Raw genomic sequence first — 13,207 nt, 5'->3', positions numbered from 1 at the left:
CAACTAAGAATCAAGCTGCCTTGCCGCCCGCAATCTCGCAGCTTCAGCAGCCTCTTGCTGCTCCAGTGTATTTAGCTCCCGACTTAACTCATTAGGCTCTATTTGCCCCAAACGGGTCATGCTATCGCGAATCCTATTCTGTAACCCTCGCATAAATGCATCAGGGTTTACCCAACGCCCCAACTCTCGCTGAGCATGGCGATACATAATCAACGCCTGCTCTACCCGGGCTTCATCTTCCAATAACTGCCCCTGATGCATCAGGGTGCAAACTTTCATCCGCGAGGTTAAACGCTTTAAACGTTGCTGCAGTGCTTTAGCATGAACATCGGCAATCCCCATCGCCTGCGCTAACGCCTGCAAACCATGCAAGCCCTGCAGCAGCTTAAGCTGTAAGTATTCGACCTCCCGCAGCGACTGCTTGGTCAAATAGAGCACTTCATCTTTATTTTGCGGCTTAAGCTGGAGTACATCTTCCATTTCACTCACCAACCCAGCCTGAGATGCACCGTAGGGCTTAAGCTCCGCCACAACTCGACGCAGAAGCGTCCGAAAAGGCTCATAAAGCACTTCCTCAGAACAACAGTCATGCAACGCATCCAGTGCATCAATCAACTCACGCGCATGCTGGACATAAAGACGCCGCCGCTTTTCTTTAATTTGCCAGCGACGCCAGTAGCCCTGCAGCCACACCCCCAACACCCCTACTAAAATCAGCAGTATTGAGGCGACCAACATCGTTTTAAGCCATACCGGCATACATCCTCCGTGCCCTTCACCCCAGCGCCCTATTCAGACACCATCCTTTTGACCCCGCAATAATTGCTTTGGTCTTATTGGTGTTCAAGCCCCCAGCCTTTTATAATCTGCGCCAGCCATTTGACTGTTCAAGACTAAGAAGGCCTTTCCATGAGCTTTACTCAGGTTCCTGCAGGTAAAGACCTGCCCAATGACATCTATGTCATCATCGAAATCCCGGCCAACAGCAGCCCGGTAAAATACGAAATCGACAAAGATGCCGATGCCCTTATGGTAGATCGCTTCATGAGCGCCCCCATGTTCTACCCGGCCAACTATGGCTATATCAACAACACCCTAGCTGATGACGGTGACCCCCTGGATGTGCTGGTAGTCACTCCTTATCCCGTCGTCCCTGGCTCCGTTATCCGTGCCCGTCCGATCGGCATTCTGAATATGTCCGACGAAGCCGGCCAGGATGCCAAATTGCTGGCAGTGCCCCATGACAAGCTGAGCACCCTTTACACCAACGTCAAAGAAATCGAAGATCTGCCCGAGCTGTTGCTGCAACAGATCAAGCACTTCTTCGAAAACTACAAAGGCCTGGATAAGGGCAAGTGGGTCAAGCTAGATGGCTGGTCCAATGCAGAAAGTGCTCGCCAAGCCATTCTTGAGTCTGCCAAGGCATACGAAAACGCCAAGTAAGACACAAGGCAAAAAGGCCAGCAAAGCTGGCCTTTTTTATCACTGCGCTCGCCTAGTCGCCGTGCAGTCCTGTCCTTTACAGGCCTATTTCATGGCTCCTTGTCTCGCTAACCCTCAGGCGATGCTCGCCTGAAGCTGGCAAGCAACTTCTGAGTTTTTTGCACTTCTTTCGAGCAATGCTCTAGCTGCCCTGCATGCATTTCTAGAAAAAAAGCTTCTTCCGTATCGGTACTGAGTTTGCGGATAGCCTCGGCCAACAACTGGAGCTCCCCCTCCACTGCACTTAGCCGATCCATCAGTTCCTGGTACTGCATCGAACCTCCAGGGGTATCTGAGGAAAGCTTGGAACGTAACTTTATGTTACTACTCTAAAGGCATCCCCTGGACTTCACAAGCGAATCCTGTCCATCTCGGTAAAAAATACCGCATTACCGCCAACTACCTGGCCTTGCCAATCCTCAGAGGTCACATCCACACAAGGAACCCTTAACCCAGCTCACGCCATAAATCAGCAAATGCCTGGGTTAATTTATGCTTGGGGGCAAACTGCAGCAAAGGCAAACGACGCTGATGCGATTCCCGCATAATCACCGAAGCCGGCAGCTTAATTTGACAAACTGGCAGTCCCTCTTGCTCCAGTTCCGCCACTAAGCGCTGTGGCAGAGCAGCACGAGGCTGATATTGATTCACCACGATCCCCTCAACCTGCAAGTCCGGATTATGGTCGGCTCGCACCTCATGGAGGTTATCCAACAGGGTATAGAGCCCCTGGCGAGCAAACTCATCACAATCAAACGGGATCAGACAACGATCAGCGGCTACCAGAGCAGAAAGAGAATAAAAATTAAGCGCGGGTGGGGTATCAATCAGAATGTGGTCATAATCCCTACGCACTGCTGCCAAGGCTTCACGCAACTTATAAATCTTGTGCTTAGCCTCTAATTTGGCCTGCAGATTACCGAGCTCAGCATGGGCGGCAGCGACATCCAGGCCACTGACCTTTGAAGGCTGCACTACCGTTGCCAAAGTAGGCGGTTGCAAACGAAAAGCCAGGGTAGACTCAAAAAAATCATAGAGAGTGGGCTCCGCTACCTGATCCAACAAGTAGTGGCTTGCATTACCTTGCACATCCAAGTCGACCAACAAGACACGCTTGCCTTCACTAGCCGCCTGCGCCGCCAGATTCACCGCAATACTGGACTTGCCCACCCCACCTTTTTGGTTAAATACCACCCTGATCATCAACGCTCTCCTTGGCTTAGCCTTTCGCTAACAACTCACGCAGATCAATAATGGCCGCATTAGCACGGGAAATATAGTTAGCCATCACCAACGAATGATTGGCAAACACCCCAAAACCCGTGCCATTCAAAATGACCGGACTCCACACGGTTTGCTGTGCTGCTTCCAGTTCACGAATAATCTGGCGCAGACTGATAAGGGCATTCTTTTTCTGCAGAGTCGTTTCAAAGTCAACCTCTACCGCCTGCAGCAGATGCAGCAGCGCCCAGGTCGTCCCTCGTGCCTCATAGAACACATCATCAATTTCCAACCAAGGCGTTTTAATTTCGACTTCCAACATGGGCTCGGCGGCCTGTTCGGTTCCTACCTCACCGGCCATGCTGGTATTTAAGCGGCGCTGCCCAACGCTGGCAGATAAGCGCTGAGACAAACTACCCAAACGAGTTGAGACATCTCCCAACCAGTTATTGAGATTATCAGCACGGGCATAGAATTGTGCCCCTGGCGTCTGCTTATCCGCTAACTTTGCCAGATAAGCCTCGAGAAAACCGATACCATCGCGATACTGACTCTCGGAAGAGGGCAGCATCCAACTGGAGGCATTAAAAGAAAAGCGAGGTTCCGCTTCAGCCAAATCTATCTGCTCACGTGACTGTGACTGCGAGCGACTGAAATCTTTGCGCATAGCGCGCGCCAGATCGCGCACCTGCACCAGCACGCCAAACTCCCACGCACGCATATTATCCAGCCACACACCAGGGGGCAGACGATCGTTATGCAGATAGCCGCCTGGTTTATCCAGCAACGTTTGCGCCACTTTCACCAGGGTAGCAGTAGTGGTGTAACCGGTTACGGACTTTTCCTGGCGCTGTTCAGCCAAGGCTTGCGCCTCTTGTTTGGCATCAAACCCACTCGGCGTGAAGGACCACACCAACCCCACCAGAATCGCCAGCACCAGATACCCACCCAGCGCTACGCCAATAATCCTCCAGTAGAAACGTCCTTCTGCGTCAAACAACCATGCTTTAAGCCAATCGCGCATCTGCTTCCTCATCCTTTGCTCAGGGGCAGCTGCTTCCTGCCCGGCTAGCCTAATTCGGCTAAAAGTTAACTTTTAATCGGCACTGCCTGGGGACGTCCTAATAGATAACCCATTCCCCCATCAACCCCCAGGGTCTGCAACTGTTCCCATTCCCCTTCATGCTCAATGCCCTCTGCCAACAGCAAAATATCCTGGCCGTGAGCAATCTGAGCCATCGACAACATAAAAAACTGACTGTCCCGCTTAGCCTGAATATCCTTAACAAAGCTGCGATGTACCTTGACGCAGCTCAGGGGAAGCAATTTCAGGTAGGAGAATGCCACCCCGCCAGTACCAAAGTGATCTACCGAGAAACCAATACCCAGGCTACGCAGGCGTTCCATCTGCCCCTGAATCAAGCTTTGATATTGGCGCAAGGCAAATTCCGGCACTTCAAGTAACAACTGTTTCGCTACCTGCGGATGACTTGCCAGAATGGACTTCATCCAGCTGACCAAGCCTTCATCCTGCCAAGAGGCCAACGACAGGTTGACGCAAAACTTACCCTGATTGCGACTCAGGCTCAGGTTATTGATCAACAATTGCAGCACCTGACGATCTAATGCCGGCATCAAGCCAAACTGCTCCGCCATTGGCAAAAACTGCCCAGCAGCCAGCACTCCCTGGCTATCCTGCACCCTGACATAGACTTCATGATGTAACAGTTTGCGCTGCCCATCGTAGACTGGCTGGTAATAAAGCAGCAGTTCATTACGGGCAATCACCCCTTCCAGGAACTGACGCCACTCCGATGCACTACGCGCATGCTCTTGCGGGGTAGCCAAATGACAGGCATTCAGTCCCTCTTGCTGGGCTTGGCGCAGTGCTAAATCTGCTTCTGAAAATGCTGCCCCTAACTCAAAAGCTTCTTGCGGGTAGAGGTATACCCCGCCTAAGTGCAGACGATCACGCCAGATACTTTCTGACATCACCTCCAACTGCACCAAATGCTGAAACAAAGTACGCAGAGTGTCGGCTGCCTGATCCTGTGCGATACCCGGCACAAATACCGCAAAATCGGTACCTGTACGACGGCACACCAGGGCATCATTCTGATCGGTACTCTCCTGCAATCGCACCGCCAGACGTTTAAGCACATCATCCCCTGCTTCACGTCCAAAACGCTTGTTAAAGTCCTCCAGGCCTCGTACCTGCACTAGAACCAATAAGCCAGAACGCGCGCCCTCTTCACGCAGAGTCAACAATGAGCGCAAGCGTTCATCAAAGGCACTACGGTTGAGCAGCCCCGTCAAAGGATCTTCACAGACTTGATGACGCAGATGGTCAATGACACCCAACTGATCGGAAAACATCGACTCCAGGCGCTGTACCATCTTATTCATCACGCCGACCAAGCTACCCAATTCACGCGTAGTGGGCTCCATCTTGATCGGACTAAAACGGCGCTCTGCCCAAGCCTTTGCATGCAACTCCAAGACATGTAACGGTTTCAATACCGCCCAGCTAAGCAGCACATGTAACAAGATAAAGGCTACCAGTAGCGCACCGCCAAACTGCAATGACACCTTAACCAGGTAGCTCCAAAGGTCATGGTACGCCTGCGCCGGATGCCCCTGTACTTTTACTAGCCCCAGCTGCAACCAACCACTGGTAACATGCGCCTCCGCCAGAGGTGCAGGCAAATCAGCATAACGTACAAACCAACCCGGTAAATCCTCTACTCCGCGTCCAGTCTGACGCACTACCTGCACCTTGCCATTAGTATCCAGGTACTCGATACGCTGGTAGTAGCCGCGATCAAACACTGCATCGATCATCCGCTCTGCCGTCGCCTTATCCCCCTCTGCTACTGCAGTCGTCAATACGATACCCAAGGAGGTCGCCGCATCCTGCGCATGTGCCTGCAACTGATTCTGCAAATAGCTGCGATAGTTTTGTACCGCCGACAACAGATTCAATCCGAGCAATGCCAGAAAGAGGCAAACCAAAAAGGAAAACAGCAGATTACGCAAACTCATGCAGTCTTCTCCCGCCATACCTCAAGCTGAGGCTACTTATATAAGGTTTTGCTAAGTCTGACAGAGCCCCCCCGAGGATGCCAGCCCTTAACCTGCGGCAAAAACGATCATTGCGCAGCCCATTTAAGAAAAAATATAGGGCAAATTTGGCAGGAAAAGTCGGGGTAATGAAGTGAAATCACAGCGAACTAGACTATGTTTATGTTTTTCGGCAAACTTAGCCGCCACTGTAACAGCGGTCATAAGCGCGCCTTGCAGGAACAAGATTGTCGGTTACCTTTTCCCTGAGTCAAAAAGGTAGCTGGTCTAGAGCAAAATGGGTCAACAAAGCGGGAAAAGATGGCAAAACTGCTAGTTCTTCATGGTCCCAATCTGAACTTGTTAGGCACGAGAGAACCCCAGATTTACGGGGCCACTACCCTGGCTGACATTAATCAAAGCCTGCAGGCTCAAGCCCAGCAGGCTGGCCACGAGCTAGATGCCTTTCAAAGCAATGCTGAGCATGAGCTGATCGAACGTGTTCATCAGGCACGCCAGCAGGGCATCAGTTTTATCCTGATTAACCCTGCCGCCTTTACCCATACCAGCGTTGCCCTGCGCGATGCCCTGGCTGCTGTCGCGATTCCTTTTATCGAAGTGCACCTTTCCAACGTGCACAAGCGAGAGCCCTTCCGTCATCACTCTTACTTCTCCGACCTGGCCGTAGGGGTGATTTGTGGTTTGGGCGCCCAAGGTTACAACCTAGCACTGGCTGCCGCGCTGAATCAGCTGCAGGCTGCCTGAGTGACGCAAAAAACGAGAACGAAAGCATGGATATCCGCAAAGTAAAAAAACTGATTGAGTTGCTGGAAGAGTCTGACATTAACGAGATTGAGATTAAGGAAGGCGAAGAGTCTGTTCGCATCAGTCGTGTCTCTACCGTAGCCGTTCAGCCCCAGATGGCTTATGCCGCTCCTGCTGCCCCGGCTCCTGTTCCTGCCGCCGCTCCCGCTCCTGCTGCTGCCCCCGCAGCGGCGCCTGCCAGCGAAGCTCTGAGTGGCCACGTTGTGACCTCCCCCATGGTCGGCACCTGTTATCGCTCACCTGCCCCTGGCGCCAAATCCTTCGTTGAAGTGGGTCAGTCCGTAAAAGCAGGTGATGTAATCTGCATCATCGAAGCAATGAAGATGATGAACCACATTGAAGCCGATAAGTCCGGCACCATTGGCGCTATCCTGGTTGAAGACGGTCAGCCTGTCGAGTTTGATCAGCCGCTGGTCACCATCGTCTAATCCACTCACCGGCTGAGGATTCCTTCATGTTGGAAAAAGTTCTGATTGCCAACCGCGGTGAGATCGCCCTGCGCATTCTGCGTGCCTGTAAAGAACTGGGCATCAAGACCGTGGCGGTTCACTCCAAAGCCGACCGGGACCTCAAGCATGTGCGCCTGGCTGATGAGGCCGTCTGTATCGGCCCCAACTCCTCCAGCGACAGCTATCTGAACATTCCCCGGTTGATTGCTGCGGCAGAGATCACCGATGCCACCGCCATCCATCCTGGCTATGGTTTCCTGGCGGAAAACGCCAACTTTGCCGAACAGGTCGAAAAAAGCGGCTTCGTCTTTATTGGCCCCACCGCCAGCGTTATTCGCCTGATGGGTGACAAGGTTTCAGCGATTGAAGCCATGCGTGCTGCTGGAGTGCCAACCGTTCCCGGTTCTAACGGCCCGCTGAATGACAACCCCGATGAGATCATGGCTACTGCCAAGCGCATCGGCTACCCCGTTATTATCAAGGCGGCCGCCGGTGGTGGTGGTCGTGGTATGCGCGTGGTACACACTGAAGCCAGCCTGCTGAGTTCCATCCATGTCACCCGCACCGAAGCTAAAGCCGCTTTTGGCGATAGCACGGTATACATGGAAAAATTCCTGGAAAATCCTCGTCACATTGAGGTTCAGGTATTGGCAGATGGTCAGGGCAATGCGATCCACCTCTATGACCGTGACTGCTCTTTGCAGCGCCGTCACCAAAAGGTATTGGAAGAAGCCCCGGCGCCTCACGTCGATCCTGCCGCCCGCGCTCAGGTACTGCAGGCCTGTGTGGATGCTTGTATCAAGATTGGCTACCGCGGCGCAGGCACCTTTGAGTTCCTTTATGAGGATGGCGGCTTCTACTTTATCGAAATGAACACCCGGGTTCAGGTTGAACATCCTGTTACCGAGATGATCACTGGTATCGACATTGTTAAAGAGCAACTGCGGATTGCTGCAGGCCAGCCGCTCTCGATCAAGCAGGAAGACGTCAAGGTCCGGGGCCATGCTTTCGAGTGCCGAGTCAACGCAGAAGACCCGAAAACCTTTATGCCCAGCCCCGGTTTGGTCAAAACCTACCATGCCGCCGGTGGCCTCGGGGTTCGTGTCGACTCCCATCTGTATAGTGGCTACAGCGTACCGCCCTACTATGACTCTCTGATCGCCAAGCTGATCACCCATGGTGAAGATCGCAGCACCGCCCTGGCACGGATGCGGGTTGCCCTGGAAGAGATGGTTGTGGATGGCATTAAAACCAATATCCCCTTGCATAAGGATTTGGTACGGGATACTCACTTCGCCGAAGGCGGGGTTAATATCCACTATCTTGAGAAGAAGTTAGCCGCTAAGTGAGGCTGCTTCGGCCCTATCAGCCTCTTTGCGGCACGCCGTGAAGAGGCTTTTTTTTGGAGATTGCTATGTCCTGGTTACAAATGCGCCTGGATATCGAGCCTGCCCAGGCCAGCCAACTGGAAGACCTGTTACTGGAAGTGGGGGCTGTATCCGTCACTTATCAGGATGCGGCAGACCAGCCGATTTTTGAGCCTGATTTAGGCACCACCCCGCTTTGGCAACAGACCCATCTGCTCGGTCTGTTTAGCGGCGATACCGACATTGATGCTGCATTAACTGAACTACAACTGCTCTTTGCCGCGCACTATCCCGATCAGGCCTTCCCACCCGCCAAGGTGGAGATTCTTGAGGATAAGGATTGGGAGCGTGCCTGGATGGAGCACTTTCATCCCATCCAGTTTGGTCAGCGTTTGTGGGTATGTCCGAGCTGGAAAGAGGTACCCGATCCAAGCGCCGCTAACCTGATGCTGGATCCAGGCCTCGCCTTTGGCACCGGCAGCCACCCCACCACCGCTCTGTGTTTAGAGTGGCTGGCTGGCCTCGACTTACAGGATAAGGTTGTCGTCGACTATGGCTGCGGTTCCGGCATCCTAGGTATTGCAGCGCTCCTGCTCGGCGCTAAGCAGGTATATGCCATCGACATTGACCCCCAGGCCCTGGAGGCTACTCGTGATAACGCCGAGCGTAACCAGATTGCCTCTTCGCGCTTATTGACCCTCTACCCAGAGCAAGTGCCTGAGCTGCATGCAGACGTTCTGGTGGCCAATATCCTGGCGGGCCCACTTACCAGCCTTGCCCCTACGTTAACGGCACTGGTTGCAGAGCATGGTCAACTCGCACTATCGGGCCTGCTCAGTCATCAGCGTGAGCAAGTGGAAGCCGCTTATTGCCAGGACTTCCAACTGAGCCCCGCCGCCAGCAAAGAAGATTGGATACGTATCCAAGGCATTCGCAAGAGTCAGTAACCATGAACCCCGTGATCGCACGCTGCCCACATTGCCAAACCCAGTTTCGAGTCACCCAGACTCAGCTGCAACAGGCCGCTGGACGAGTGCGCTGCGGGGTGTGTATGCAAGTTTTTCACGCACAACCGGCTACAGGCCTAGCCTCCTCCGCTGCCAACACGCCCCGCTCTTTTGCTAAAGAACGCTTGGCCCTCGATCCACTACCCAAGCCTCTAGCACCTTTAGAGGTGTTAGGTCAGCTTAGTGCCGAGCCTCCGCTTCTGCCGCAGCGCAAGAAAAAGAGCAAAGGTCGTTGGCTGAATGGATTACTGCTCTTAGCCATTCCTCTGCAAGCACTCTGGTGGTGGCGCCAGGAACTGGCCTGGCAAGCACCGCTGGCTCCTGCTTTCGAGTGGGCTTGTCAATATCTACCCTGTGGACTGCAAGCCCGCTCAAATCTAGCGGCCATCCGCAGCCAGCACCTGTACATTCGTGATCATCCCGATTACGAAAAAATGCTGCTGGTCAGCACCCTGATTGAAAACCAGGCGGACTTTGCCCAACCCTTTCCTGTGCTTGGTCTCACCTTCTATGACCTACAAGGTCGCCCCAGCGCCCAACGCTATCTACGCCCACAGGACTATCTGCAAGGCGAGCTGGTCAACCTGGAGTTGATGCCCGCCCATACTCCGATTCAGCTGGAGCTCGGCCTAGAAGACCCAGGTTTGCCCAGCATCAGCTATACCCTGCAGTTCTACCCAACGAATAGCGACATTCCCTCTTTAACCGCTCCCATCGAAAGAGTAGAATAGGCGCCCTTGTTCAGAAAGTGGCCACCAGCAACCTTATTTTGGGGAGGTTTGAGTGTTTCAGATCGGTCCCTACCGAGTGGATAGCCAGGTTATTCTGGCGCCGATGGCCGGGGTTACCGACTTACCATTTCGCCACCTGTGCCGTCGCATGGGAGCAGGATTGGTAGTAGCAGAAATGCTCACCGCGGATCATCGTCTCTGGCATACCCGTAAGTCACAATTACGGATGGTGCACGCAGACGAACCCGAACCCCGAATGGTGCAGATCGCCGGCGGCGATCCCCAAATGCTGGCTGAAGCGGCTCGCCTCAATGCAGAGCGAGGCGCTCAGATCATCGACATCAACATGGGATGTCCGGCCAAAAAGGTCTGTAATAAAGCAGCAGGTTCCGCCTTATTAAAAGACGAAGCCTTAGTTGCTGACATCCTGAACGCTGTCGTTCAGGCCGTAGATGTGCCCGTCACCCTCAAGATTCGCACCGGCTGGTGTCAAGACAGCCGTAACGGGGTCACTGTCGCCCGGTTAGCGGAATCCTGTGGGATCGCTGCCCTAGCAGTTCACGGGCGCACCCGGGCAGATGGTTTTCGTGGTGAAGCAGAATACGACACCCTGGCTGCCATCAAGGCCGCTGTGTCCATACCTGTCTTTGCTAATGGAGATATCGACAGCCCCGCCAAAGCAGCAGCGGTTCTAGCTCATACAGGAGCCGATGCTGTGATGATAGGCAGGGCTGCGCAGGGACGCCCCTGGATCTTTCGCGAGATAGATCATTATTTACGGGAAGGTAAGTTGCTGTCCCCACCGCCTCTGGCGGAGGTCAGGCAACTATTGCTGGAGCATCTGGCCGCCCTGCACGCCTTTTATGGTAAAGAGCAGGGAGCCCGCATTGCCCGTAAGCATGTGGGCTGGTACCTGGCACAGCAGCCAGGCGGACAGAACTTCCGCAAAGAGTTCAACACTATCGATTCCGCAGAACAGCAAGTGGAAGCGCTGAGCAAGTACTTTAACCACCTCAGCGAGATAACCGAGGTAGCGGCATAAATGAATATGGCACTGACGAAATTGAATACTCAAGAAACGCCGAGCGAAGTTAAAAAGACACTGACGCCTGTTGTGCCCGCAGAGACTTCACAAACTCTGCGCGATACCGTGGCCCGATCCTTGGAAAACTACTTCAAGCAACTGGACGGTCAGCAAGTACAAGATGTCTATCAAATGGTGTTGGCGGAAATTGAACAACCCCTGTTTGAAACGGTGATGCACTACACCAAAGACAACCAGACCAAAGCCTCCAAGGTGCTGGGACTGAATCGCGGTACCCTGCGTAAAAAACTCAAGCAGTACGATCTGCTCTAATCCTGAAAAGGCGGCTTGTCCGCCTTTTTGCTTTTTTAACCTGTAGGTTTATTTTCGCCGTGATCGTGCCAGTCACGGCGAACACTCTTTAGCATATTGTGGGGATTCACACCATGTCAGACCAACACCTTAGCCCTGTACGCCGCGCCCTGCTCAGCGTCTCTGATAAAGCTGGCCTGCTGGACTTTGCCCGTGCCCTCAGCGCCCGTGGCGTCGAGTTGCTGTCTACCGGCGGCACCTATCGCCTGCTCAAGGAACAGGGTGTGGCCGTTACCGAAGTCTCCGACTACACCGGTTTTCCGGAAATGATGGATGGCCGGGTCAAAACCCTGCACCCCAAAGTGCACGGCGGTATCCTCGGCCGTCGCGGTCAGGACGATGACGTCATGCAGCAGCACGGTATCGCCCCTATCGACATGGTGGTGGTCAATCTCTATCCCTTTGCCCAAACCGTTGCCCGCGCAGACTGCAGCTTCGCCGATGCAATTGAAAATATTGATATCGGTGGCCCCACCATGGTGCGTTCTGCCGCTAAGAACCACGCCCATGTAGCCATCGTCACCGATGTTGCAGACTATGAGCGCGTACTCGCCGAGCTGGAGGCCAATCAGGGTCAACTCAGCCAAGCGCTGCGCTATGATCTGGCCATCAAAGCCTTTGAGCACACGGCCCGCTATGACGGCATGATTGCCAACTACTTTGGTGCCCGTAACGAAGTAGGCGAACAGGTCAGCGATTTCCCCCGTACTTACTCTACCCAGTTAGTGAAGAAGCAAGACATGCGCTATGGCGAGAATCCCCACCAGCGCGCCGCCTTTTATGTGGAACACCAGGTAGGGGAAGCCAGTGTCGCCACTGCCCAGCAGTTACAAGGCAAAGAGCTGTCCTACAACAATGTGGCCGATACCGATGCCGCCTTGGAATGTGTCAAACCCTTCAAGGACCCCGCCTGCGTCATCGTCAAACACGCTAATCCCTGTGGAGTGGCCATTGGCACTGATCTGCTGGACGCCTATAACCGCGCTTACAAAACTGATCCCACTTCCGCCTTCGGCGGCATCATTGCCTTTAACCGCGAACTGGATGGTGATACTGCCCAGGCCATCATCGACCGCCAGTTTGTCGAAGTCATCATTGCCCCCAGCGTCAGCAAAGCGGCCCAGGACATCCTGGCAGCCAAACAGAACGTACGGGTCTTGGCTTGCGGCAGCTGGGACAGCGAACGCCAGCCCGAGCTGGACTACAAGCGTGTCTGTGGTGGCCTGCTGTTACAGGATCGTGACCAGGGCATGGTCAGCCAGCAGGACCTGAAAATTGTCAGCAAGCGCCAACCCAGCGAACAAGAACTGCGTGACCTATTGTTTGCCTGGGAAGTGGCCAAGTTCGTCAAGTCCAACGCTATCGTCTACGCCAAAGAGGGCATGACCATTGGCGTTGGTGCAGGCCAGATGAGCCGGGTGTACAGCGCTAAAATCGCCGGCATTAAAGCCGCCGATGAAGGCCTCGAAGTCGCGGGTTCGGTGATGGCTTCTGATGCCTTCTTCCCCTTCCGTGATGGCATTGATGCCGCTGCCAAAGCCGGTATCACCGCCGTGATCCAGCCCGGTGGCTCCATGCGTGATCAGGAAGTGATTGATGCGGCTAATGAACATGGCATTGCCATGGTCTTCACTGGCATGCGCCACTTCCGCCACTAATCCTGAGTAGG

At 53.9% G+C, this 13,207-nt stretch carries 14 protein-coding genes; 9 read left to right on the top strand and 5 right to left on the bottom strand.

What is annotated here, in order from left to right; all coding sequences use genetic code 11:
* Positions 1 to 3 precede the first annotated feature (3 nt).
* Positions 4 to 759 carry a hypothetical protein gene (locus tag Q334_RS0116885; protein WP_027314238.1) on the bottom strand — a complete coding sequence of 252 codons (756 nt, stop codon included), beginning with the start codon at positions 757 to 759 and terminating at the stop codon, positions 4 to 6.
* A 150-nt stretch (positions 760 to 909) separates the two neighbouring features.
* Here Q334_RS0116885 and ppa point away from each other — a divergent pair, with 150 nt between their 5' ends.
* Complete coding sequence (gene ppa / locus Q334_RS0116880; RefSeq protein ID WP_027314237.1) at positions 910 to 1,443, top strand: inorganic diphosphatase; 534 nt, start codon at positions 910 to 912, stop codon at positions 1,441 to 1,443.
* Positions 1,444 to 1,550: 107 nt separating this feature from the next.
* On the opposite strand, the gene Q334_RS0116875 is transcribed toward ppa, so the two are convergent.
* From Q334_RS0116875 to Q334_RS0116860, 4 genes are all read right to left on the bottom strand, one after another.
* Entirely contained in the window at positions 1,551 to 1,757 is a 207-nt protein-coding gene (locus Q334_RS0116875) for a hypothetical protein (protein ID WP_027314236.1), read from the bottom strand.
* 172 nt (positions 1,758 to 1,929) lie between these two features.
* Positions 1,930 to 2,685 carry a ParA family protein gene (locus Q334_RS0116870; RefSeq protein ID WP_027314235.1) on the bottom strand — a complete coding sequence of 252 codons (756 nt, stop codon included), beginning with the start codon at positions 2,683 to 2,685 and terminating at the stop codon, positions 1,930 to 1,932.
* 16 nt (positions 2,686 to 2,701) lie between these two features.
* The gene (locus tag Q334_RS0116865) at positions 2,702 to 3,727 is read right to left on the bottom strand and encodes a DUF2333 family protein (protein WP_027314234.1); all 1,026 of its coding nucleotides are present in this window, start codon (positions 3,725 to 3,727) and stop codon (positions 2,702 to 2,704) included.
* A 65-nt stretch (positions 3,728 to 3,792) separates the two neighbouring features.
* Positions 3,793 to 5,745 carry an EAL domain-containing protein gene (locus Q334_RS0116860; protein WP_027314233.1) on the bottom strand — a complete coding sequence of 651 codons (1,953 nt, stop codon included), beginning with the start codon at positions 5,743 to 5,745 and terminating at the stop codon, positions 3,793 to 3,795.
* A 339-nt stretch (positions 5,746 to 6,084) separates the two neighbouring features.
* Here Q334_RS0116860 and aroQ point away from each other — a divergent pair, with 339 nt between their 5' ends.
* The 8 genes from aroQ to purH all read left to right on the top strand — a co-directional run bounded on the left by aroQ (position 6,085) and on the right by purH (position 13,196).
* Complete coding sequence (gene aroQ / locus Q334_RS0116855; protein WP_027314232.1) at positions 6,085 to 6,528, top strand: type II 3-dehydroquinate dehydratase; 444 nt, start codon at positions 6,085 to 6,087, stop codon at positions 6,526 to 6,528.
* A gap of 26 nt (positions 6,529 to 6,554) precedes the next feature.
* Entirely contained in the window at positions 6,555 to 7,016 is a 462-nt protein-coding gene (accB, locus tag Q334_RS0116850; RefSeq protein WP_027314231.1) for an acetyl-CoA carboxylase biotin carboxyl carrier protein, read from the top strand.
* Between the two features lie 26 nt (positions 7,017 to 7,042).
* Entirely contained in the window at positions 7,043 to 8,386 is a 1,344-nt protein-coding gene (gene accC, locus Q334_RS0116845) for an acetyl-CoA carboxylase biotin carboxylase subunit (RefSeq protein WP_027314230.1), read from the top strand.
* A gap of 65 nt (positions 8,387 to 8,451) precedes the next feature.
* A complete protein-coding gene (gene prmA / locus Q334_RS0116840; protein WP_027314229.1) occupies positions 8,452 to 9,351 on the top strand; it encodes a 50S ribosomal protein L11 methyltransferase in 900 nt (299 codons plus the stop codon).
* Positions 9,352 to 9,353: 2 nt separating this feature from the next.
* Entirely contained in the window at positions 9,354 to 10,142 is a 789-nt protein-coding gene (locus Q334_RS20510; protein ID WP_051527901.1) for a DUF3426 domain-containing protein, read from the top strand.
* 103 nt (positions 10,143 to 10,245) lie between these two features.
* Positions 10,246 to 11,184 carry a tRNA dihydrouridine synthase DusB gene (gene dusB / locus Q334_RS0116830; RefSeq protein ID WP_051527922.1) on the top strand — a complete coding sequence of 313 codons (939 nt, stop codon included), beginning with the start codon at positions 10,246 to 10,248 and terminating at the stop codon, positions 11,182 to 11,184.
* Between the two features lie 6 nt (positions 11,185 to 11,190).
* On the top strand, positions 11,191 to 11,499 hold the full coding sequence (gene fis / locus Q334_RS0116825) for a DNA-binding transcriptional regulator Fis (RefSeq protein ID WP_051527921.1): 309 nt from the start codon (positions 11,191 to 11,193) through the stop codon (positions 11,497 to 11,499).
* 113 nt (positions 11,500 to 11,612) lie between these two features.
* The gene (gene purH / locus Q334_RS0116820; RefSeq protein ID WP_027314226.1) at positions 11,613 to 13,196 is read left to right on the top strand and encodes a bifunctional phosphoribosylaminoimidazolecarboxamide formyltransferase/IMP cyclohydrolase; all 1,584 of its coding nucleotides are present in this window, start codon (positions 11,613 to 11,615) and stop codon (positions 13,194 to 13,196) included.
* Positions 13,197 to 13,207 lie beyond the last annotated feature (11 nt).

The organism is Balneatrix alpica DSM 16621 (assembly GCF_000619885.1).
Lineage (GTDB): Bacteria > Pseudomonadota > Gammaproteobacteria > Pseudomonadales > Balneatricaceae > Balneatrix > Balneatrix alpica.
The sequence above is the reverse complement of the archived record's forward strand: the minus strand, read 5'-3'. Positions and strand labels throughout refer to the sequence as shown.